Raw genomic sequence first — 22,918 nt, 5'->3', positions numbered from 1 at the left:
TATCTCCTAGCCCCACCCCGTTTCCATCAGTTCTCGCACACTGATCGGATTCAGCACTGATGCGCAAGTTTCCCAGGCCGCATCTTCTACTTTGCTGTACTTCTTGTCGAAGGGGTTGCGGGTGGCGGTGGTCTGATCGATCAGCTCAGCGATTTCGGCCTCGTCGTTGAGGGCAACCTTCACCCACACGTCTTCGAGGGTATCGGGGATCTGACCGAAGAGTTCATGGATCGCCTGCAGGCGTTCGGCCAGCACGCGGTGAACTTTATCTTCCACAGAGTCGCGGTAGCGCAGGTTGGCAATCCAGATTTGGTTGCGGGCCTGGCCGATGCGTTGGATGCGGCCCTTGCGCTGCTCCAGACGGGTGGGGTTCCAGGGAAGGTCGATGTTGATCAGGGTGCCGAGCCGCTGCAGGTTGAGGCCCTCGGAAGCGGCGTCGGTGCCGAGCAGCATCTTGATCTCGCCTTTGCGCACCCGATCTTTGAGCAGGGTGCGATCACAGCGTTGGAAGCGCCCCCTCAGCCAGAAGCCTGAGCGGTTGCTGCCGGCATAGAGGCCGATCGTCAAATCGCTGGGGATGTCGGGGTGCTTGGCCAGTTCATCCCCCATCCAGCGCACGGTGTCGTAGTACTGCGAGAAGAGGATGCAGCCCCGGTCCAGCCAGCGTTCGGTCGTATTGGGGTTGGTGGCCAGTAGGTAGCCAAGAATGGCTTCCAGCTTGGGGTCACGGTTGCCGCCTTGCTTCAGCAGGTTCAGGCAGCGCTCCAGGGAGGTGATCTCGTCGGTGGAAAAGTTGCGGAACTCGCTTTTGGCTCGTTCCTGGCCCTCGTTACCGAAAAGGTCCTCGTCGATGTCATCCTCGTCTTCGTCGTCAGCCGTGTCAGGGGAAATGTGGAGCAGCCTGCCCACCGTGTTGCGGCCAGCCTGCATGGAACTGCCAAGGCGACGCAGCAGCAGCGTCTTGAAGAACCCAGCCCCGCGCATCCGCTTCTGGAGCAGTGCACTGAATGTCTCCGCCTCTTCGTAGGCCTCCTTCAGGTAACCGCCGAGGCTGATCGCGTCGTTCTCGTCTTCCCCGAAGAGCTTCACTTCCACCTTGGGGAGGTAGTAGGTGCCGGTGGCAGGGTTGATCTCCTGCTCCAAGTAGCTACGGGTACGGCGCACGATGCAGCGCAGCAGTGGGTTGAAGCGCTCGCCGTACTCAGGCAACAGCTTGTTCTTGAGCTGCACACGCCGTACAGCGACAGGCAGCTTGTCGAGCGTTTCCGGCGTGAATTGCCACGTTGTGTCTGGTGCACGTAGCTGCCGGCGGATCTTCTCGATTGCGGGGTCTTCCGTGGCGGCAGGCAGAGGGTCTCGCACGAACTCCCAGCCCTCCACTTCATCGTTGGCGGGCACCTTCTGCTCCCCAGTGGCGATCTGGATGGTGCGGTAAGCGCTGAACCATCGGCTCGTAGCGGTCTTGCCACCAAGAACCCCCTCGTTGCCGTTAGAGAGGATCGAGAGCAGGTCCCAGGCCTCGACCGGGTGCAGCTGCACCGGCGTTGCAGTGGCCAGCAGCATGCTCTTGGTCTTGCCACCGAGCTGACTCAGGAAAGCCATCAGCTTGTTGTGCTCGGCCCTTTCGTCCACCTCCGGCTGGCCGGCATCCATCTTGGGCCGGTTGCGACGCCTGGCCCGGTGCGCCTCATCGACGATCACGCAGGTGTAGCGCTGGTTCAGCAGCTGGCGGATCGCATCCGGCATCCCACGCACGATCAGGCCCTGCGACACCAGCCCGATGCGGCGCGGGCATTTGCTGAGCGACTTCACCCCTTCTGAAGGGTGTTCCACATCGTTTTCATCCACCCAGCTGCGGCCGTTCCAGTAGGCGGAGGGAAGCTGAAGGAGCTCCATCAGCTCATCGCGCCACTGCTGTAGCAAAGGCTTGGGCGCCAGCACCAGGATCGGGCCGCCCTGGGGATCCTCCAGGGCCATAAGCAGACCAGCCATCGCCAGCTGGATGGTTTTGCCCAGGCCCACCTGATCGGCCAGCACCAGGCGAGCGCCGCCGAGGCGATGGCGCTCCAGGGCAAGGCTGGCGAAGTACTTCTGATGGGGCCAGAGGCCCTGCTCCCGCCGGTAGATCGGTGTTTCCACCGCGGCGGCGGCGGCAGCCTCCATGACAGTGCTGCTCTGCAGCTTCTCGGGCTCCACCACCTGGCGGTGGATGATCCGCTGCACGTCGTTCTGGATGAACGGGCAGTCGGCCAGGGCGCGGGCGCGGTGATCGTTCCACAGGGCGTCGAACTCTTCCTGCACCCAGGCGATCGTGTCTGGTTCGTCGCTTTCCCAGAGCAGCTCGTAGTTGAGCCTCCAGGCGCTGGCGCTTTCGTTCACGCTGCCCAGGAATGCGGTGCTACTGGCGTTGGCGTAGCGGATCACGCCGGCTTTGCCGTGGATCAACCCGAAGGCCGTATCGGGCAGCACCCGGATCTCGATCTTGTCGCTGAGCAGAGCCTCGTAGAGCGCCTTGTAGCGAGGCAGGGCGCTGGGTAGTGCCAGCTCAGGCTCACCGGCGCACCAGCTGCGGCGGAGCGCCGCTTGGGCTGCCGTGGCGGTGGCCAGGTCGTCGGGATCGAGGTCGGAATTGCAGATGATCCGCACCTTGCCGCTCACCCCAGTGATCGCTTCTCCGGCCACCTCCAGCAGGCTGGAGCGGAAGTAGCCGGCGATGCGGTCGTAGCTCACAGCCCCCTGCAGGCGTTCGTTGAGAACGCCCTGGTCGAGCCGGCTGCGCCTACTGGAGTGGTGCTTGAGCATTAGGCGTCATCGTTCCTCAGGCGGCCGGCAAGGATGCGAGCCGCTTCTGAGTCTTTGGCCCAATCAGCTGTGTCCTCAGAGTTGCCGAGAGCGGCGAGCCAATCGAGCAGACGCACCATCCCTTCCCGGCGGCCCCAATAGGTCTGACCGAAGGTGTCTCGCAGGTACTGGCGCCCCTGGTTGGGGTCGTTGTCGGCTGCAGCGGTTTCGCAGACGGCGAACAGGAGGTGGCGCAGTGGCGTCGTGGCAAACGGGTGCGGCCCGCTGCTGCCGGCGCGGCCTCGGCGGGGCAGGGCACCGGCCGTTGCAACCGCTCCGTCGATCGGTGCCAGAAGGCTGGTGCCAAATCCTGAAGGGGTGTGTACGCGGGTGCCGTTTGCAGTGTCGCTCTTGAGCAAGGGCCTAATCTCTGAGACCCCAAAGCCCCGTGCGAGTTCTTCGTACATGCCCTTGCGGCGCTCTCCACGGGATTCGATGTCGAGGGCGCGGAGGTAGTAGCGCTCGATCAGGTTGAGGTCGCGCCAGGAGTCGTTGAGTCCCTTGGGTATCAGCGCATCACAAGCAATGGTGATGGCGCGTTCGATAACTTGCTCAAAGTCACTCTTATTATTTCTAGCGCGGACGACGAAGACTTCATTGGCCACATCTTTGCCATCAAGAGATGAATATTGGGTGAGCACCTTTAGCGCGGCAGCATAAGAGGCTAGCTGGTAGTCAGAATCGTTGAAGTTTGGCTCACCCTCCTCGTCAAGGGCTTGCATGGAACGTATCTGCGAGCGCACCTCGTCCTCAACTAGGGGATAGACATCAAAGAGGAAGCCCGGATCTGCAGCAGTTCGCTTCCGGAGAACAAGGCAAACAGTTCCTTGTACATAGTTGCCCTTCTTGATACCGGCAGCCTCTGTTTCGGTGCTGATGGTCCAAGCAGCGGTGGCCTTGAGACCGGCAGCCCATAGGATCATTCCAAGATCGGCCCAAACTGCAGGATCTTGATGTGTGAACATCACCAGCTGCAAGCCAGTATCGGGCATGTGGCGTGCGAGGTTTTGATAGATCTCCACCATCGAGCGGCGAAAATCCTCTCCATCCCCACGAACAGCGAGCTCGGAGCGGGCGTCGGGAACCCATTCAGGAAATATCTTTGAAAGTTGCTTGTCGTACCAAGATAGAAAATAATCTCCTACTTCATGATAGTTTATCGCGTCTGCATAGGGCGGATCTGTAATCCACATGTCGCATTTCTCGGTGATTTCGCGAGAGTCGGCAACATCTATCGAATTTGATGTGGCACGGCACAGCCTAATTCGATTGATTGCTGGCCAGGCTGTGTCAAGCTTCGGGAATGGGCGCACAGCCCAGTTAAACAAAGGGTTAAGGGCTTGGTTTACGAAGGTATGAGAGCCGCCTTCCTTTGTTGAGTCGGCAACCCAGCCAGCAAGCCTGGAATCCCAGTTTGCAATTCTTCCCATCCCCAGTAGGCATCCCACTTTTTCGGGCTTCGTTTGCGCCAGATGTTCACTGATCTCAGCGAGCACACCATGGGTCAGCAACTGTCTCGGTGTAAAGAGGTGATGCCAATGGGTCCAGCCGCGTGTGCGAATGGGCTCTTCAGTCTTGTCACCGCCTTCAGGGATCGACTTGGACGGAATGAAGCCTTGCTGTTGCCAATCGGCGAAACGCTCACGCAACAGCTCCAGCACCCTAGCTTCCCTGACGAGATCGCCAGCCTCCGGGGCGGCGTAGCGGCGTTCTCCGCGACCGTTAATCCAGCGGATGCAATACAGCCGCTCCTGAAACACATCGCCAGCTCGCGGTACCACATCGTCATTGCTCCACCGCCGCAAGCCCTGTGGGCCGCGGAGCGCTTCCAACGACCAGGAGCGACTGGCATCGAAGGGATCGATCACGCGGCTATCCACGACAGTGGCTCCTTGTTTGGCCTTGTAGAGCCTCAACTCGCTGTCGTTGACGACTGCAATCTCAGGGCACAGGCGATCTGAACCCGCTACTCGCTGCCAGCGTGCAACCACTTTGGATTTCTCTCCAATCAACCAACTTGGGGCAAGAGGGATGTAGTAGTCACAGCCCTCGGGTTTCACTTCAACACAGTAGAGATAAGCGTCCGCCCTCTCTCCGCGATCGTTGTGCTCAATACCCCACTCGGTAATTCTGCTGTCTGCAGCCGCGAATGCTTCCGCCTGCACTCGCATCACTTCTTCCTGTACCGCTTGACCACCGCCGATCAGATTCAGGCTTGCCCACGTGAGCAGCCCAGCCACAGGATTAAGGTCAGACCCAAAGGCTTCACAGCCAATCCGTGCTGCTTCAAAGGGAATGGATCCACCGCCACAGAAGGAATCGCCCACTCGTGGAATGTGGCCAAACTGCTGTCGGCCGAGTTGATCAACAAGTTCAGATAAATTCTTAGCATTCGTGCCCAGATGAGCGTTGATCTCGGCCCAGGCTGTCGCCGATGGGCCTTTCACATTCTCAGGCCGCTCTAGGTTCTTGATCCTCTCAGAATAGGGAATGGCATCGAAAGTCCTACGATCAGGGATAGGCCGTCTTCGCTGATCGTCTAGCTGTTGACGCTGTAAATCATTCAGATTTTCCCAGATCTCTTCACGCACAAACTCTTTTTGCTCCTCGCTTAGTCCACGCCGGAAGCCCTGTGCTGCGAAGTATTTTTCTTGAATCTCTGCTGGTGCTGCTTCGCGCCACGCTTTTACGGGGATCTCACCCTTTTGTCGGTTCCAAGTGCCGTCATCATCCATGGTGAGGATCTTCAGGAATACATCTCGATCCGTTAGGGGATCCTCAGACGCAGGCATCAACATTCCAATGATGCAGGCTCGCACTAGGATCAAGGGCTTGCGTCCCCACCATTTGCCCAACCGTGTAAGCGTCTGACCAGTGTTGGCCTCGCGCTCTCTGAATGACTCTGCCGAAAGACGAGCGATCGGGAACTGGGTTTCGATAAACGATTTCTGCATCTCAGATTTCCAGCGTCAGTTGCGAATGGCCGAGTAATTCACGGCGTGCTTTGGGTGACATTCCCTCGCCCTTCACGAAGGGGTTATCGGCGAGAGCGGCGCGGAGGGCCTTGCGCCATCCCACGCCCTTCTTCATCGCCTGTCCCGTCGTGGCCACCGTCATCGTGTAGAGCCACCAGCGCTCCTCGGGGGCCAGCGCCTCCCAGTTGCGCAGGGCATTCGGAATGTCGTCGATCGAGGCTTCCTCCACCGCCCAGCACAGCACGCACAGTTCCTTCCCCAGTGATGGATGCACCGGGATCGGCTTGGTGGGGCTCTTGGTGAGCTTGGCGGTGGTCAGACCATTGGCCCGTAGCCGCCGGTTGGCTTCCTCCCAGAACGCCGGCGCCAGCCCCGCCCAGCGGCCCCGATCCAATGACACCCGCAGGGCAGGGTCTGACGGTGGGGGAGCCGGCAGCGCAGTCACCTCCGCTCCACTGAATCGATCACCGCGGTACTCGCTGATCGAGATCAGGTCGCTTTTGCCTGAACCCTTGGGGATGTGGATCAGAAAGCCATGGCGGCTCTCCTCCGGCACAAAGCCCAGGCCGATGCTCTTGCGTGTGGCCACGGGGGTTCTGGCCATGGCTCAGTTCTGGCTCACATAGCTGAGGTTGAACGGCTCCTTCACCACGTTGAGCCAGTCGATCAGGGCCTGGCCTGTGGGGAAGCCCAGCTCGCCGATCTCCATCCGCAGTGTCCCGTCCTGCACGATGTTCTGGAGCTTGCCAGCCACTGTCTTGAGTTCGGCGCCGCAGTAGCCGTTGGCCAGCGAACCCGTGTACTCCACGATCTGCTCGCCATCGCTGCTTTGGGCAGTGAGGTGGATGTCGTAAGCGAGCACAGCGGGGTTCTGCTCCAGCCGGGTGATCAGGTCCCACACAGCACCAGAGTCATCGAGCTTGCCGCCCTTCTCCCACCGAGCCGGCCGTGTGGGGTCGATGGTGCGTGCCTCTTCCCCCCGTTTGGGGATGTCCTGCACGATCCCCTGGGAGGTCAGCGAGTAGGCCGGGGCCTGGGCCACGGCGCAGACCTTGCGGCAGCTGTCCGGCACCCGGATCGGCCCGTCGTACACCGCTGCATTGGTGCCGATCGGCGAGGAGCCATTCGTGGTGTAGTGGATGCTCACGCCATTGGCCCGCGGAAAGGCCAACAGCTCCACCTCGTAGTGATCGCCGCGGTCATGGAGCTGCTTCTTCAGCCGCAGGGTTGCGGTCCAGGTCTTCACCTCGCTTTGCCGCTCCGGGTTGTCGCTGTCGAAAGCCAGGAACTTGTACTGCAGGCCCTTGGCCTCAAACTTCGCCGTTGAAGGCACGGGCGATGAAGCGGTGGTGGGTTCGCTTTCACCGCTTTCGAACACGATGCTGTCGCAATGCAGCGGCACCAGCTGCAGATAGGTGCGGCCATCCCCGTCGTCGTCGCGGCTCAGCTCCCGGATATCGATGCTGGGCGTGGGCAGTGGGAAGGGGCCTCTGCGGACGTAGTTGCCCTCAGGTCTCCATCGATCGCGCTGGATCGCGTCGGCTTTCAGGTCATCCAGGGCTGAAGGCTTGTGCAGCGGCCAATCGGTGCGGGTCGCGGCAGCGCGCTTCACATCGGCCCAAAGCACCACGGCGCTGCCGGTGGCGCCAAAGAGCTTGGCTTCGGCGTAGTTGCGGAAAGAGTCCTCGCTGATCTCGGTCGTGAACTTCTTGACCGTGATCAGGGTCTGTTTGATCGTCGCCTCGCCGTTGGTGTTGCCGGCAAAGGCCAGGTCAATGGCGCTGGCCCGCAGGGCGGAATTCACCGACGGGTAGACGAGTTGATCGAACGTCTCCTTGAGCGCAGCGGTGAATTGGAGACAAATCCGATCACGCAGGCTGTCGAGCGCTCGCCACTGCGGATCGTCCGGTGGGGTGTTCTCGCCTTTGAGGTCGTCCTCGATGCTCACCAGGGCCCGTGACTGGCGGGCGGCATCGAGGATCTTCATGTAGGTGTCCTTGGAGCCGCTCAGGAACAGCACCCGGTTCTTGAACGGTTGCTGCTGCCACCAGTCCTGCCAATCCTGCGACACCGGCAGCCCGTTGGCCTGGCCGCCGGGGCGGGTGATAACCAGGGTGGTTTTCTCCTGATCGAGCTGAACCTCATCGGGTGGAGGCAGCACCTTCACCACCTGGAAGCAGTCGCGCAGGCTGGGCGCGAAATAGCTCTCTAGGTGCTCCCGCAGCATCCGCTCCACGGTTTCGTTGTGGAGCGACTGGGCGGTGGACCGCAGCTTGGCCGCCAGGTTCTGCTGGTTCTTGAAGAAAAGCCGGCCGTCCGGCGAGTTGTGCAGGTACCAGGCCCGCGTCGCCAGCTTGTCGAGGACGTTGGTCTTGAAGGAGGAGAGGTCCCGGCCAGGCCGCTGCAGGCAGTCCACCAGTTGGTACTCCCGCATCCCATGGATGGCTCCAGGGGTGGTGGAGAGCGAAGCCACCAGGATCAGCCGGGCGGCGTCCGAGGCGTCGCTGTTGCCGTTGGTCTCGTCGATCAGCTCCACCTCGGCGTCGCCACCATGGGCGATGTCGTGGGCGATCGCCTCGCTGAGGCTGGGGTTGATCGTGCGCACCTCTGAAGCGATCTCGTCCTGGTTGAGGTCGAGGTCGTAGGGGTGGATCAGATCCAGACCCGTCGCCTTCTCCGATTTCCACAAGTCGGAGACCACCATCTGCATCAGGCGGATCACGCCACGGGTCTGCTGAAACCCCTCGTTCTCCTTGAACTTGCCCACCAGTTCCCGCAGGTCAGGATGGAACGGGTAGGAGTCCTGAACCCGGGCGTAGAGCGACTCCGGTGTGGTGGTGGTGAGCCCCATGTTCGAGGCTTCTCGCAGCGCTTCCCGATAGGCGCTGGCGACGCCATCCACTGCGCTCTGAGGTGCCACCTCGGCAAACAGGCGTTTTCGCAGGATGTGATAAAGCTCGTCGCCGTTGGGATTCACCGGGGTGATCGGCACGGCGATCCGCCGCGATTCACCCGTCAGCTGCTGGATCGCATTGCTCACCGCCTGGTTGATGTTGTCCTGGCCGGCGGCGTAGTTCGTGCCGCCCAGGTCGGAGAGCACTAGGCAGACGTTTGGCATCTCCGTAACCGCCACGAACAGGTTCGCCAGCGCGGCCGTTGTCACCGTGGCGAGGTTGCCGTTGCCCACCGGCACCGCCACGGCGTATTCAAGGTAGGGCGGCAACTCATCCAGGAAGATCACCAGCGGCTGCTCGCCGAGGAGTTCCTTCCACGCCTGCGGTCCAGGTGCACTCAGCAGGGGGGAGACGTACTTGGCAAACTTTTCGCCCTTACCCAGCTGCTCTGCGATCGAGCCCCAGATGCCTCCAGGGGCATCAGTGCTGCGGCCGTTGAAGCCCACAACTTGGCAAGCTCCCAGGCTCGGTGCCGGGTTGCCGCCCTCGATCTGGGTAAAGACCTCCTGACGGAGATTCGGATCCCTGGCCAGCAGACCCAGCGAAATCATGCTGTGGGTCTTGCCCCCGCCCATCGCCTGGGAGAGTTGGAACACCGAGGAGCCGGCACCCGATCCGCTCAGGTGACGGAACGCCCGGTCCACCAGGGTGAGCATCCCCCCGGTGAAGTAGTTCTCCTCAAAAAACGACCGGCCATCGACCTCGCCCTTGAGGAAGGTGTCGAGGCTGAGCACCGTGGCACGGCGATCCGCCGCAAAGACCGAGGGGCGGGGGGTGCAGAGTTGCTTGAGGCCCATGAATGGAGTCACGCCTGATTGGCTGGTCTGGCCGTGATTAGCGGCACCGATGAACACTTCAGGCATTGCGCCGCCACGCTCTGACACAAGGGTTTCTGACCGCCCATGGACGATAGGCACAGTCAGGGACATTGTGGACCACCTGCTGGATCCGCAGCTTCTCAACGCTCAGCTTCTACCCCCCTGGCCCGTGAGATCCAGCACGGTCCAGGTGGTGCTCCACACCGGTCCGCATGCCATCCCTGATGTGCTGATCTCAAACGCGACCCAGTTCGGCTGATCCAAGGATCGGAGAAACGCCACCACATCTGAGGGAGCACCGATGGCTTCCTGGGCTTCCAGGTGGGCTTCCCATAACGGGCTGAGCTCCTCCGCCAGATGGAGCGGATCCTCGGGGAGGTCGTCACACCAGCTGCCTCGGAACGCCGGGGTGTTGGGTTCGCCGTCCTCGCGGTACACAGGCCGGCCAGTAGCTGGGCAGAAGAAGTTCCAGTCAGAGCGCTCCAGTTGAATCAGCTGCATCGGTCCCGCCTAAGTGCCTGCCCAGTCTCTTGCCATCCGACGAAAGGTGCCGACATCTCGTGCGAAACAGCAGGCCAGGCCCAGCAGCAACCTAGAAGCCCCCCTACGTCGTGTAATCCGCGTTAATGCGCACGTACTGATCCGACAAATCACAGCCCCAGGCCACACCGCTGCCCGGGCCCTCGCCGACCCGCAGCCGGATCGCCACGGTGTCGTCCTGCAGATAGGCACCCGCGGCGCGGGCCTTGAGGTAGGCGGAGGCGGCGGGGCGGTCGAAGGCCAGGGGCTGGCCCGCCGCCATCAGCTGGTGCTCCCCCAGCCACAGGGCCACGGCCTGCGGGTCGAAGGGCACCCCGGCCCGGCCGGCGGCGGCCACGATCCGGCCCCAGTTGGGGTCGCGGCCGTGCACGGCGCACTTCACCAGGGAGGAGCCGGCCACGGTGCGGGCGATGGCGCGGGCGCCGGCCTCGTCGGCGGCGCCCTCCACCCGCACCTCGATCAGGCAGGTGGCGCCCTCGCCGTCGCGGGCGATCGCCCGGGCCAGGTGCTGCGACACCGCCGTCAGGCCGGCCTCCAGCGCGTCGAAGTGCTCGGGGCCCAGGGGCTCACCGGCGGCAAAGGCCAGGTACGTGTCGTTGGTGCTGGTGTCGCCGTCCACCGTGATCGCGTTGAAGGAGCGATCCACCGCCCGCTTCACCATCGCCTGCCAGATGTCGGCCGGCACGCCGGCATCACACGTCAGATAGCCCAGCATCGTGGCCATGTCCGGGTGGATCATCCCCGAGCCCTTGGCCATGCCGCCGATCCGCACCAGGCGGCCGCCCAGCTGGGCCTCCAGGGCGATCTCCTTGGCCACCAGATCCGTGGTGAGGATCGCCTCGGCCGCCGCGCCGCCTCCCGTGGGGCCGAGGGCGGCCACCAGGGGATCGAGGCCCGCCACGAGCACCTCCATCGGGATCGGCACGCCGATCACGCCGGTGGAGCAGATCAGCACCTCTTCGGGCGCCAGGCCCAGCCGCCCGGCCAGCTCGGCGGTGGCCCGCAGGCTGTCGGCCAGGCCGCGCTCACCGGTGCAAGCGTTGGCCTGGCCGGAGTTGGTGAGCACCGCCCGGGCGTGGCCGCCGCCGGCCGTCAGGCGCTCGGCGCACAGATCCACGCAGGCGGCCCGCACCAGCGAGGTGGTGAAGGTGCCGGCGCAGACGGCGCCGGGCGGGGAGAGCAGCAGGGAGAGATCCGGCCGGCCGGAGGCCTTCAGGCCGGCGGTGACGGCGGCGGCCAGGAAGCCCTCCGGGGCCGTGACGCCTCCGGGGATCGGCTGCCACGGAGAGGGAGGGGTCACGGACTCAGCGGGGGACGTTGGTGGTGCCCAGCTTGCCGTAGGAGTCCTCGAGCCTCAGGGCGAGGGTATGCAGCAGACCGCGGTTGAACTCCGAGGACTGCTGCAGCAACTGCTCGAACTCCGAACTCTCGAACACCAGCACCGTGGCGGGTCCGTCGATGGCCCGCACCGCGGCGCGGCGGGGATGGTCCACGAGGAAGGACACCTCTCCGATCGGTTCGCCGCTGTGGATCCGGGCCATCGTCTCGAGCCCGCCGTCGCTGGCCGAGGGGCGCCGCACCTCGCAGCGGCCCTCCAGCAGGATCGCCACGGTGTCGGGGGAATCGCCGACCGAGAACAGCACCTCGCCGTTCTGCAGCTGCCGCTCCTCGCCCCAGTGCAGCATGTTGATCAAGGCCGCCGGCGACAATCCCGCCATCAGCGGCACCTCGAGGAGCCGGCGGAGGCGCCCGCCCAGGGCGAGCCCCTCCCCGGACCGCAGCCGGTCGAGGGCCGCGCTGCTGGGCAGACCCACCCTCGGCTCCCGCCGCAAGGCCGCCGCCCGCGCCGGATCCCGCTGGTCCTGCACCCACAGGGCCCACAGGGCGGTGTCCGGATCGGGGTCCCGCCACAGTCCATCGAGCACGTCCGCCGGGTCGGGGAGCGGGTCGAGGGGGGCAGGGGCCTCTGCGCTGGACGGGGCCCACCGTTCCCGGTCCTGGCGCCGCAGCTGGGTGAGCACCCCTTCCGGGACATGGGGGAGCAGCCCATGGAAGCGCTCCACCAGGGGGTCGTCGGCAGCGAAGGGCTGCAGGGAGGGCGCGACGGTGACGAACAGGCTGACCAGCTCGCGGTCGATCACCGGCAGCAGCGGCCGCAGCAGGGGTTCGCCGGCGGCGGCCTGCGCCAGGGCCTGGCGGGCCGCGAGCCTGTCCCGGACCTGCTGCAGCTGCTCCTCGGCCCGCTCGCGGGCGAAGCTCGAGGCGGGACCGAAGGAGGCCAGCAGCTCCGACCAGCTGGCCTCATCGAGCGCGTACTCCTGGCGGATCCGCTCCAGCCGATCGCCGTGGTCACCGTCGGCCAGGGCCGTGCTCAGGTCGCCGAGGCCGGTGGTCTCGAGCAGATCCTCGATCGCTTCGGCGGCGGCCTCCTGGCGCAGGCTGCGGATCTCCCGCTGGCGATGGTCGAGCTGCAGGATCCTGGGATCGCTCACCGCCAGCTCGCGCACGGCGGCGTGGTGGTCCTCCTCCTTGAGGTCGAGGGACTGGCGCAGCTCCTCCAGCTGCACCAGGGCGGCGGCGCGATCGAGCCGGCCGCTGCCGAACAGGTCGGAGAGCACCTCGCGGTAGATCCCGCGCTTGGTCTGGCTGATCTGACTGGGCAGCACCTTGGCGAGGGTGAACACCTCCCCCGGGCTGAGCTCCGCCAGGGAGCGCCCGTCCAGCAGATCGCCCATCTCCGGCACCAGCTTCTCCAGCTGCTTGCGCAGGCTGGCGCTGGTGCTCTCGCGGGTGTAGGTGGCCTTGTCGCGGGACCAGCCCCGGTAGAGCCACATGCCGCTGACGACCAGCACCAGGGAGCGGATCAGCTGCCCGCCCCTCGGGCCGAGGAGGCCGAGCGAGGGATCGGCGAACCAGAAAAAGATGTTCACCGCCAGGAAGGTGGCGGCCAGGCGGGTGCGATGGCCCGCCACGGCCGCGGCCCGCTCGGCCGGCAGCCCGGCGAGGCCGGATCGCAGCCAGCGCTCCAGAGCCCCGAACAGGGCCACCGAGAGGACGCCGCCCAGCACCAGCAGGGCGGGCATGGTGAACCAGCGGGGCAGCACGCTGTCCCAGCCCCAGAGCACCAGGGGCTGGGCGATCTGATCGACGGCGCGGGCGTCATAGGCCCAGAGGCCGCTGCGCAGATAGTCGATGCCGCCGGGCCCCGCGGCGCGGATCAGCAGAAAGAAGGCCAGCACCAGGCCGGGATAGGAGGCCCAGGCCCAGGCCAGACCCTTCTTGCCGCTGAAGGTCTGCCAGTAGGCCCGCTCGGAGTCGATGTCGATGCAGGGGGCCTGGCAGGCCACGCAGGCGCTCTGCAGCTTGCCCTTCTCGCCGATGGTGCGGCACATCGACTGGGTGATGCGGGAGGTGGTCTCCAGGTGGGCGGGGCTGCCCAGCAGGCTGCGGGGGCCGGTGACCACGGCCTGCACCGGCGCCATCGGGCAGAAGTACTGGCACCAGGCCTTGCCGCCGTAGGCCCAGCCCACCGCCAGGGCCGCCGCCACCGTGAGCGCCAGGAACAGCCCCAGTCCCAGGGGGCTGCTGTTCACCACCAGCAGCCGCAGGCTGAGACCGGCGATGAACAGGCTCCACTGCAGCTGCACGTGATGCTGTCCGAGCCAGGAGTCCGCCTCGATCTTCACCACGTCGCGGCGGCCGCCCTTGCCGGGGACGGTGCGCTGCCAGCGGAGGGCGCGGAACAGCTGGGAGAGGAAGGCCAGCGGGCAGATGCGGCGCCAGACCTCGTGGCTGAGCGCCACCAGGATCAGCAGACCGCTGGGCACCACCAGGCCCCAGAAGATCTGGTTGCCCTCCCGGCTGTGGCACTCCAGCAGGGGGCCGCAGCGATCCAGGTCGAACGGCCAGGGATCGACGCCGGGAAGCAACAGGCTGACGATCAGCCCCAGCCAGCCCACCAGCAGCACCCAGCGGGTGAGGCGGGCCTGTTGCTCGGACCAGGAGCTGAAGACTTGCATCGCGCCGGCGGGGGACGGGCCAGCCGTTAGCTTGCGGCGCACCGGCGGATCTGTCCGCAGACCCGGGCGAACGCTCACGTTCCGTCGTCCCGACGACGACGCCTCCAGCCACCGCTGCCACCCAACCGTTCCATGGCACAGCGCCGCATCGGCCTCACCGGCGGCATCGCCAGCGGCAAGAGCACGGTGGGACGCCTTCTGGCCGCCCGTGGCCTGCCGGTGCTGGATGCGGATGTCTATGCCCGCGAGGCCCTGGCCCCCGGCAGCCCCGGCGCCCGGGCCGTGGCGGAGCGCTACGGCGAGCGAGTGGTGGCGGAGGGAGCGGGGGAGCCCGGTGAGCCGCTGCCGGCCCTGGACCGGGCGGCCCTCGGCCGGATCGTGTTCAATGACGCCGCCGAGCTCCGCTGGCTGGAGCAGCTGGTGCATCCGCTGGTGCGCCGGCGCTTCGCCGCGGAACTGGAGCGGCTGCGGCAGGCGCCGGCCGTGGTGCTGATGATCCCGCTGCTGTTCGAGGCGGGGCTGGACACGCTCTGCAGCGAGACCTGGCTGGTGGACTGCGACGAAGACCAGCAGCTGCAGCGGCTGATGGAACGTGATCGGCTCGGCGAGGCCGACGCCCGCGCCCGGCTTGCGGCCCAGTGGCCCCTGGCCCGCAAGCGGGCCCTGGCCACGGTGGTGCTCGACAACCGGGGCTGGCCGGAGGCCCTGGCGCCGCAGGTGGAGGCGGCGCTCAGCCCTTCAGCTGCTCGCTGAGGATCCGGTTGGCCAGCTTGGGGTCGGCGCGTCCGCCGGTGCGCTTCATCAGCTGCCCGACGAAGAAGCCCTGCAGCTTGGTCTTGCCGCCGCGGAAGGCCTCCACCTCCTCCGGGTGGGCCGCCAGCAGCTCCGCCACGATGGCGGCGATCGCCGCCGGGTCGGAGATCATGCCCAGGCCGCGGGACTCGACGATCGCCGCCACCGAGCCGCCCTTCTCGAGCAGTTCGGGCAGCAGGTCCTTGGCGATCTTGCCGCTGATGGTGCCCGCCTCGATCAGCTGCACCATCTCGGCCAGCTGCTCGGGTTTCAGCGGCAGCTCGGCGATCGACAGCCGGTTGGCGTTCACGTGGGCGGCGATGTCGCCGGTGACCCAGTTGGCCACGGCCTTGGGGTCGCCCCCGGCCGCCACCGCCGCCTCGAAGTACTCGGCCATCGAACGCTCATCGGTGAGCACCCGGGCGTCGTAGATCGAGAGCCCCAGGCTTTCGGCATAGCGGTGGCGCTTGGCCGCCGGCAGTTCGGGCAGCTCCGCCAGCCAGCTTTCGCGCTGCTCCGGGCTCACCTCGATCGGCCCCAGATCGGGATCGGGGAAGTAGCGGTAGTCGCTGGCCCCCTCCTTGCTGCGCATGCTCTTGGTGAGCTGCTTGGCCTCATCCCAGAGGCGCGTCTCCTGCACCACCGGCTCACCGGATTCGTAGGCCTTGATCTGGCGGGCGATCTCGAAATCGATGGCCTTCTGGATCGCCGAGAAGGAGTTCATGTTCTTGATCTCCACCTTCACGCCGAAGGGGGCGTCCGGGCCGCGGCGCACGGAGATGTTGACGTCGCAGCGCAGGGAGCCCTCCTGCATGTTGCCGTCGCTGACGCCCAGGTAGCGCATGATGCGGCGGATCTCCGAGGCGTACTCGGCCGCCTCCCGGCCCGTGCGCAGGTCCGGCTTGGAGACGATCTCAGCCAGGGCGACGCCGGCCCGGTTGTAATCCACCAGCGAGTGGGTGGAGCCGGCCAGGCGGTCGCTGCCGGCGTGAACGAGCTTGCCGGCGTCCTCCTCCATGTGCAGCCGCTCGATGCCCACCTTCTTGAGGTAGGTCTCCTTGCCCTTCTCGGCCACCTCCACCTCGATCCAGCCGTCCTCGGCGATCGGCTGGTCGTACTGGGAGATCTGGTAGTTCTTGGGCAGGTCGGGATAGAAGTACTGCTTGCGGTCGAACTTGCTGTGCTCGGCCACCTGCAGGTTGAGGGCCAGGGACGCCTTGACCGCGTACTCGAGCACCTTCTGGTTGAGCACGGGCAGGGTGCCCGGCAGGCCGCACACCACCGGGTCGATGTGGGTGTTGGGATCGTCGCCGAAGCTGGTGGAGGCGGCGGTGAAGATCTTGCTGGCGGTGCCCAGCTGCACGTGGGTTTCCAGGCCGATGACGGCCTCCCAGGCCCCCTGTTCCTTTGCTTCAGCCATGGTCGCGAGTCCTGCCGGCGCTGTCGGCCCCCCGCGCTCGGCCGGAGGCACTGGGGGCGATCCTAGGCAGCGGCAGGCGGCCGCTTGAATGGGGGCCTTCCGAGCTGGAGACGAGCGCCCTGGCTGGCCCCCCTCCCGACGCTGAACCCGTCCTGATCCTCGGCGGTGGCCTGATGGGTCTGGCCATCGCCCACCAGCTGGCCCGTCTCGGCCGCTCCACCACCGTGCTCAGCCGCCGCCGCAGCGAGGCGGCCGGCTTCGTGGCTGCGGGCATGCTGGCCCCCCACGCCGAGGGGCTCAGCGGGCCGATGCTGGCCCTGGGCCAGGCCAGCCTGGAGCGGGTGCCGGCCTGGGTGGCCCGCATCGAGGCCGACAGCGGCCTCCCCTGCGGCCTGCGCCCCTGCGGCATCGTCGTCCCCTTCACCGGGGCGGCCGAGCGGGAGGCCTACCCCACGGCCCCCTTCGGCGAGCCCCTCGACCGGGCGGGGCTGGAGCGGGAGGTGCCGGGGATCGGACCCGCCTGGCGGGCGGGGCTGCTGTTCGCCCAGGACGGGCAGATCGACAACCGCCGCCGCCTGATGCGCGCCCTGGAGCGGGCCTGCGCCGCCCTGGGGGTGCGCTTCGAGGAGGGCACCGAGGTGCTGGAGCTGCTCACCGAAGGCGGCGGGTGCCTGCGGGGGGTGCGGCTGCGCCGGGCCGAGGGGGGCGAGCACGCCATCGCCGCCGCCACGGCGGTGCTCGCCTGCGGCGCCTGGAGCGGCCGGCTGCTGCCGTCGCTGCCGGTGCATCCGGTGAAGGGCCAGATGCTGTCGCTGCAGGGCCCCAGGGCCAGCCTGGAGCGGGTCGTGTTCGGGCCCGGCACCTACCTGGTGCCGCGTGAGGACGGCCTGCTGGTGGTGGGCGCCACCAGTGAACCGCAGGCCGGCTTCGACGACGGCCTCACCCCCGAAGGCCAGAAGCAGCTGCAGACCGGCATCGCCGCCCTGCTGCCGGAGGCGGCGCTCTGGCCGCCGATGGAGCGCTGGTGGGGCTTCCGGCCCGGCACCCCCGACGACGCGCCACTGCTGGGCCCCGGACCCATCGAGGGGCTCTGGCTGGCGACGGGCCACCACCGCAACGGCGTGCTGCTGGCGGCGATCACGGCGGAGCGGATCGCTGCGGCGATCACCGCGGCCGGCTCCGGGACAGGTGCGGCGCCCGACGCCCTGCTGGCGCCCTTCCGCTGGGACCGGCCGTTCCCGGCGGCGGCCTAGCCAGGCCCGGCCGCCGCCGGCCGCAACCCCTGGAGGGCATACACCTCCAGGGGCACGGGCCAGCCCTTGATCCGGTGGCTCCCCAGCGGCAGCACCTCCAGCTCCTCCGGCAGCAGGGCCAGCAGATCGCCGCTGACCAGGATCGGGTGCTCGGGGAACAGGCGCGTCAGCCCCTCCAGGCGGCTGGTCACGTTGACGCTGGCCCCCACGACGGTGAACTCCAGGCGCTGGGAGGAGCCCAGGTTGCCGGCGATCACCTCGCCGAAATGGAGCCCGATCCCGTGCCGCATCGGTGGGATGCCCGCCGCCGCCAGCTCAAGGTTGAGGGCCTCCAGCCGCTGCTGCATCGCCAGGGCGGCCCGCACCGCCGCCCGGGCCTCCTCGGCATCCCCCCGGCTGCGGGGCACCCCGAACTCCGCCATCACCGCGTCACCGATGAACTTGTCGAGCAGGCCCTCCTGCTCCAGCACCGCCCCGGCCATGGCCTCGAAGTAGCGGTTGAGCAGGGCGAACAGCTCGGCGGGCTCCAGCACGGCACTCAGGGGCGTGAACCCCACCAGGTCGCTGAACAGCACGGCGCAGCGGGCCCGGCTGCCCACCGCCTGGTTCCACACCGGCCCGGGGCTGCGCAGGATGTCGCGCAGCAGGGTGGGGGAGACGCGCCGGCTCAGCACCTGGTGCAGGTAGGCCCGCTCCCGGCTTTCCGCCAGCCCCTGGCCCACGGCCCGCACCCCGCCCCCGGCCACGGGGGCCAGCAGCAGGGCCGCCAGGGGCAGGCGCAACAGGGCCAGGGCCCACGCCGCCCAGCCAGCCACCAGCACCGTCCCTGCCAGGGCCAGCGCCAGCTGCAGGGTGCCGCCGGCGCTGGCGGGGCGCCGCAGCAGCAGCCCCGCCAGGGCGCCCCAGCCCAGCAGCAGCAGCCCGTCCCCCGCCAGGGGCAACCGCCCCAGCCCCCGGCCCTGGAGCACGTTGGCCAGGGCCACCGCCTGGATCTCAGTGCCGGCCATGGGGCCGAAGGGGGTCTCCTGCAGGTCCCCCAGGCCCGGGGCCGTGACGCCGATCAGCACCGTGCGGCCCCGCCAGGTGGACGGCGGTGCCTCCAGCAGCTTCCAGGCCGGAACGCGGGGCATGGTGCCGGCGGGACCGGGAAAGTCGAGCCCCATCGGCGCCGGCGGCGGCGGCGCCGGGCGCACCAGGAAGGCCATCGGCCGGGGCAGGGGCGGCGGGAAATCGCCCAGCCGGGCAGCGATCCAGTCCTGGCCCGGCACCGCCTCCACCACCCCCCGGGGGGACTGGAGCAGGGTGGTGAGGCCGGAGGCACCCAGCGGCTGGATGGGCAGCCGCAGCCGGCTCTGCACCAGCCCCCCCTCCTCCTGAACCCCGTAGACCGCCGCCAGGTGCACCCGCTGGCGCCAGGGGGCGAGGGTCGCGGCGAAGGCCCGGTCGTCGGCGGGGCCGAAGCGGCTGGGCTGGCTGAACTCGATGTTGAACAGCACCCGGGCCGCCCCCTGCTCGAGCACATGGGCCGCCAGCCGGGCCTGCAGGGCCCGGGGCCAGGGCCAGGGACCCATCTGGCGCCACAGGGGCGACGCCTGGCGCTCCCCCGGGGCCAGCAGCTCCCCCAGCTCCAGGGAGTCGGCGTCGATGGCCAGGATCACCGGGTCGGCCGGGGCGGGACGGGCCCCCCGCAGCAGGAAGAAGGTCTGGAGGAGCTGGTCGTCGAGCAGCCGCGGCCCCTGGCCCAGGGGCGTGAGGGGCGCCCGGTCGAGGCCCGCCAGCAGGGGGGCGGCCAGGGCCAGCCACCAGAGCCGGCGCCCCAGCCCGGGCCAGGGGGGCATCAGGGGGTGAGTCCGAGTTCGCGCTCGAGCACCGGCAGCGTCTCCATCGGCGCCCCGAAACCGTTCAGCAGCTCGCTGTTGCGCCGCCGCAGCCTCGCCTCGCTGGCGTCGATCCGGCGCGGGCCCTTCCAGCCCCCGGGGGTGGCCTCCAGCCGCTGGCCGCTGGCCAGCTGGTAGACGGTGCCGTCATCGGCGCGCACCTCCACCTGCCCTTCCCAGCTCAGGAAGAGAACCGAGTCGGCGGTGTCCTCGATGAAGACCGTGGTGCCCTGGATCGAGGCGGTGCCCACCCGGGTCCGGATCTGCAGGGGGGTGGGACTCTTCGTCCCGGGAGCGATCCAGGCGATGATCCGGCCGCGCACCAGTTCGAGCAGCGTCGGCTCGATCCTCAGCAGGGCGTTGCCCCCAAGGCGAAAGCTGCGGCCATCGGCCAGCAGGATCTGCAGCCGGCCAGGATTCTCGGTGCGCAGCACGGTGGACGGACGCAGCACCTGACCCACCAGGGCCGGGCGCTCCGGCGCCGCCGGCGGCATCACATAGGCCGGCCGTGACGGCACCTCCACCACCCGGGGCACCCGGGGGGCCGCCGTGGCCCCGGCGAGGGGGCCGGCAGCGGGCAGAGCCCATGCAAGGCCGGCGACCAGCACGGCCACGGGCGCCAGCTTCATCAGCCTGGGAGGCCGGAGGCTTCTGCGCAGCAGCATGACCTGGGGACCCGAAGGTCCCCAGAATGGCCGCTCAGGGCTCGACCCGCCACACCTGGTCGGCCGGCGTCCACTCGCACAGCTCGGAGGGCTGGAACCAGAGGCCGATCTCGAAGACGGCGGTTTCCGGGGCATCGGAGCCATGGATGACGTTGCGGCCGATGTTCACCGCCAGGTCGCCGCGGATGGTGCCGGGTTCGGCCTCCAGGGGCTTGGTGGCGCCGATCAGCTTGCGGGCACTGGCGATCACGCCATCCCCTTCCCACACCATGGCCACCACAGGCCCGCTGGTGATGAACTCCACCAGGCCGGCGAAGAAGGGGCGCTCCCGGTGCACGCCGTAGTGGCTCTCGGCCAGTTCCCGGCTGGGCACCAGCTGCTTGAGGCCCACCAGCTTGAAGCCCTTGCGCTCGAAGCGGCCGAGGATCTCGCCCACCAGGCCCCGCTGCACCCCGTCGGGCTTGATGGCGAGGAAGGTGCGTTCGGTGGCCATGGGGAAGGGAAGTTGTTCGGGCCATCGTCCGCGCTGGGGCTGCCGCTTGGCAAGCAACCCCGTGACCGCCGGGCGCCATACGATCGGGGCCACCCCGGCCGCCGCGGATGCCCGGAGCAGCAACTGGGCGCGCCACCTGGCTGGCGGCGCCGGGGGCCGGGCCCAATCTCCGGCTCGGCCTGCGCACCACCCTGGCCAGCGTGCCGCCGCTGCTGGCCGCCGCCCAGCTGCACGAACCCGCCCTGATCTGGATGGCCCTCGGGGGGCTGTACGTGAACATGGCCGACACGGGTGGGGCCTACCGCACCAAGGCCACGGCGATGGGGCTCGCCTCCCTGCTCGGCGCCCTGGCCCTCGGCGGCGGCATCGGCCTGGCGGCCTGGCCCTGGCTGTGCGTTCCGGCGATGGCCGCCGTGGCGCTGGGCTGCGGGATGCTGGCCCTCTACGGCAACAGCGGGGCCCTGATCGGGCTGGTGACGGCCTGGTGCTTCCTGATCGGCATCAACGTCAGCGATCCCGATCCGGCCAAGGCTCTGGCCTGGTCGCTCCTCTACCTGGCCGGCGGGGGCTGGGCCACCCTGCTGGCGCTCGCCCTCTGGCCGCTGCGGCCCTACCGGCCCGTGCGGATCGCCCTGGCCGCTGCCCATCGGGCCGTCGCCCGGTACCACCGTCTGGCCTGCCCGGCCGATGGCGGCCCGCCGGCCGCGGAGGCCCAGCTCTTCACCGAAAAGCTCAGGGTCCGCGACGCCCTCGGCAGCGCCCGGGCCACCCTGGCGGAGACCCGCAGCGGCCGCCTCGGGGCCAGCCCCGCCGACGGGGCGTTCACCCGCCTGATCGAGACCAGCGACGCCCTGTTCGTGACCAGCGCGGCCCTGGGGGACCTGCTGGCGGCCCTGCCGGCGCCGGAGGCATCCCCCCTGCACCGGCGCCTGCAGGCGCTCAACGGCCGCTGCGTCGACGCCCTGCTGCAGCTGGAGCAGGCGCTGCTGGGGCGGGGCCCCCTGCCCGCTCTGCGGGAGCTCAGGCAGGAGCTGGAGGGGATCGCCGGGGCAATCGAGGACCTCGATCCGGCGCTGCGCGACACCTACCGGCAGATTCAGGCGAACCAGGCCCACTGGATCGCCACCCTGGACGGGGCCGGCGAGGCGATCCCGCTGACGGCACTGACCCCGGCCCAGGCGCCGACGACGTCTCCAGGCGCCGGGGGGCGTGCCGCCCTGGCCCAGGGCTGGGCGACCCTGCGGGCGAACCTGACCCTGGAGTCGAGCGTGTTCCGCCACGGCCTGCGCTTCGGCGTGGCCTCGGCGGCCGCCGTGGCCGTCTACACCCTGTTCGCCCTGCCGATCGGCTACTGGATCACCCTGACGGTCTCGGTGATCCTGCGGCCCTCGGCGGGGGAGAGCCTGTCGCGCACCGGACAGCGGGTGCTGGGCACCGTGCTGGGGGGAATCCTGGCCATCGTGCTGGCCACCTGCTTCCCCCACCCGCTGATGCTGGTGTTGCTGCTGGTGCCTCTCACCCTCGTGATGATGGCGGTGCTGCCGGTGAACTACGGCCTGTTCGTCTTCTTCCTCACCCCCTGGATCGTCCTTTACAAGGACATCAACCAGCCCGGGGACTGGAACCTGGCCCTGTGGCGGATCGCCAACACCCTGATCGGCGCCGCCCTGGCCCTGGCCGCCATCCATCTCGTGCTGCCGCGCTGGGAACGGTCCCAGTTGCCGGCCCGGCTGGCGGCCAGCCTCCGCTGCAATGCCCGCTTCGTGCAGCAGGTGCTCGACCGGCTGCAGGAGCCGCCCCAGGCCGCCCCCGGGCCGCTGGCCACCCCAGCCGAGGTGCGCCTGGAGATGGGCAACGCCCATGTCTCCATCCAGCGTTTCCTGAGCGAGAAGCCCGCCCACCGGGCGATGGCGGTGCCCCTGATGGCCTTCCTGCTGCACAGCCAGCGGCTGATCGACGCCGCGGTGGTGCTGGGCCGCGGCGATCCCCGCCGTGACGGTCGGCCCCTGCCGCCCCGCTTCGGGGCGCTGCGGGAGCGGCTGCCGGCGTCGCTGGCGGCCCTGGCCACGGCGCTGGAGCAGCACAGCCGGCCCCCGGACCCGCCGGAGCGCCCCCGCCCGGACACCGGCGGCGACCCCCTGGCCCGGCAGCTGGGCCGGCTCGTCGATCCGGTGATCGGGCTGCACGACGCCGTCGCCGCCTGGAGCGACTGGCAGGGCCTGCCGGCCGCGGCGCCCCGCCTAGATTGCCCGCCTGAGGCCTGAGCCAAAC

14 protein-coding genes are annotated in these 22,918 nt (G+C 68.2%); 3 read left to right on the top strand and 11 right to left on the bottom strand.

The genetic code is table 11. The features are described from left to right. Window positions 1-6: 6 nt before the first annotated feature. The 7 genes from H6G99_RS05120 to H6G99_RS05090 all read right to left on the bottom strand — a co-directional run bounded on the left by H6G99_RS05120 (window position 7) and on the right by H6G99_RS05090 (window position 14,147). On the bottom strand, window positions 7-2,802 hold the full coding sequence (locus tag H6G99_RS05120) for a phospholipase D-like domain-containing anti-phage protein (RefSeq protein WP_190610334.1): 2,796 nt from the start codon (window positions 2,800-2,802) through the stop codon (window positions 7-9). Continuing rightward, window positions 2,802-5,795, bottom strand: coding sequence for an anti-phage-associated DUF1156 domain-containing protein (locus tag H6G99_RS05115; protein ID WP_190610333.1), 2,994 nt, complete (start codon window positions 5,793-5,795; stop codon window positions 2,802-2,804). Before H6G99_RS05115 ends, H6G99_RS05120 begins: the two co-directional genes overlap by 1 nt. Before the next feature lies 1 nt (window position 5,796). Further along, window positions 5,797-6,420 carry a DUF3780 domain-containing protein gene (locus H6G99_RS05110; RefSeq protein ID WP_190610331.1) on the bottom strand — a complete coding sequence of 208 codons (624 nt, stop codon included), beginning with the start codon at window positions 6,418-6,420 and terminating at the stop codon, window positions 5,797-5,799. A gap of 3 nt (window positions 6,421-6,423) precedes the next feature. Next, window positions 6,424-9,732: a DUF499 family protein gene (locus tag H6G99_RS05105; RefSeq protein WP_190610329.1), complete on the bottom strand. Its 3,309-nt coding sequence runs from the start codon at window positions 9,730-9,732 to the stop codon at window positions 6,424-6,426. Between the two features lie 3 nt (window positions 9,733-9,735). Next, window positions 9,736-10,089 carry a hypothetical protein gene (locus H6G99_RS05100; RefSeq protein WP_190610328.1) on the bottom strand — a complete coding sequence of 118 codons (354 nt, stop codon included), beginning with the start codon at window positions 10,087-10,089 and terminating at the stop codon, window positions 9,736-9,738. Window positions 10,090-10,192: 103 nt separating this feature from the next. After that, window positions 10,193-11,428, bottom strand: coding sequence for a bifunctional glutamate N-acetyltransferase/amino-acid acetyltransferase ArgJ (gene argJ / locus H6G99_RS05095; RefSeq protein WP_190610327.1), 1,236 nt, complete (start codon window positions 11,426-11,428; stop codon window positions 10,193-10,195). Between the two features lie 4 nt (window positions 11,429-11,432). Then, window positions 11,433-14,147 (bottom strand): cyclic nucleotide-binding domain-containing protein, encoded by a 2,715-nt coding sequence (locus H6G99_RS05090; protein ID WP_190610325.1) that lies wholly within the window; start codon window positions 14,145-14,147, stop codon window positions 11,433-11,435. A gap of 132 nt (window positions 14,148-14,279) precedes the next feature. Here H6G99_RS05090 and coaE point away from each other — a divergent pair, with 132 nt between their 5' ends. Beyond that, entirely contained in the window at window positions 14,280-14,900 is a 621-nt protein-coding gene (gene coaE, locus H6G99_RS05085) for a dephospho-CoA kinase (protein WP_190610324.1), read from the top strand. Here coaE and gatB read toward each other — a convergent pair. Beyond that, on the bottom strand, window positions 14,878-16,359 hold the full coding sequence (gene gatB / locus H6G99_RS05080) for an Asp-tRNA(Asn)/Glu-tRNA(Gln) amidotransferase subunit GatB (RefSeq protein ID WP_190610322.1): 1,482 nt from the start codon (window positions 16,357-16,359) through the stop codon (window positions 14,878-14,880). The two genes, coaE and gatB, sit on opposite strands and share 23 nt — an antisense overlap. Before the next feature lie 119 nt (window positions 16,360-16,478). Between gatB and H6G99_RS05075 the strand changes: the two genes are divergently transcribed. After that, window positions 16,479-17,612 carry an FAD-dependent oxidoreductase gene (locus H6G99_RS05075; protein ID WP_502707671.1) on the top strand — a complete coding sequence of 378 codons (1,134 nt, stop codon included), beginning with the start codon at window positions 16,479-16,481 and terminating at the stop codon, window positions 17,610-17,612. Here H6G99_RS05075 and H6G99_RS05070 read toward each other — a convergent pair. The 3 genes from H6G99_RS05070 to ndk all read right to left on the bottom strand — a co-directional run bounded on the left by H6G99_RS05070 (window position 17,609) and on the right by ndk (window position 20,647). Next, on the bottom strand, window positions 17,609-19,450 hold the full coding sequence (locus H6G99_RS05070) for an adenylate/guanylate cyclase domain-containing protein (protein ID WP_190610321.1): 1,842 nt from the start codon (window positions 19,448-19,450) through the stop codon (window positions 17,609-17,611). The two genes, H6G99_RS05075 and H6G99_RS05070, sit on opposite strands and share 4 nt — an antisense overlap. After that, the gene (locus tag H6G99_RS05065; RefSeq protein ID WP_233133943.1) at window positions 19,450-20,118 is read right to left on the bottom strand and encodes a FecR family protein; all 669 of its coding nucleotides are present in this window, start codon (window positions 20,116-20,118) and stop codon (window positions 19,450-19,452) included. The genes H6G99_RS05070 and H6G99_RS05065 overlap by 1 nt, the downstream gene beginning before the upstream one ends. Before the next feature lie 70 nt (window positions 20,119-20,188). Further along, a complete protein-coding gene (gene ndk, locus H6G99_RS05060) occupies window positions 20,189-20,647 on the bottom strand; it encodes a nucleoside-diphosphate kinase (protein WP_094585713.1) in 459 nt (152 codons plus the stop codon). A gap of 107 nt (window positions 20,648-20,754) precedes the next feature. Here ndk and H6G99_RS05055 point away from each other — a divergent pair, with 107 nt between their 5' ends. Beyond that, window positions 20,755-22,911, top strand: a complete 2,157-nt coding sequence (locus tag H6G99_RS05055) for an FUSC family protein (RefSeq protein WP_190610319.1) — start codon at window positions 20,755-20,757, stop codon at window positions 22,909-22,911. The last annotated feature ends 7 nt before the right edge of the window (window positions 22,912-22,918 follow it).

The organism is Synechococcus sp. FACHB-909, assembly GCF_014698945.1.
GTDB lineage: Bacteria > Cyanobacteriota > Cyanobacteriia > PCC-6307 > Cyanobiaceae > Cyanobium.
This window is presented reverse-complemented; position numbering and strand designations above follow the sequence as displayed.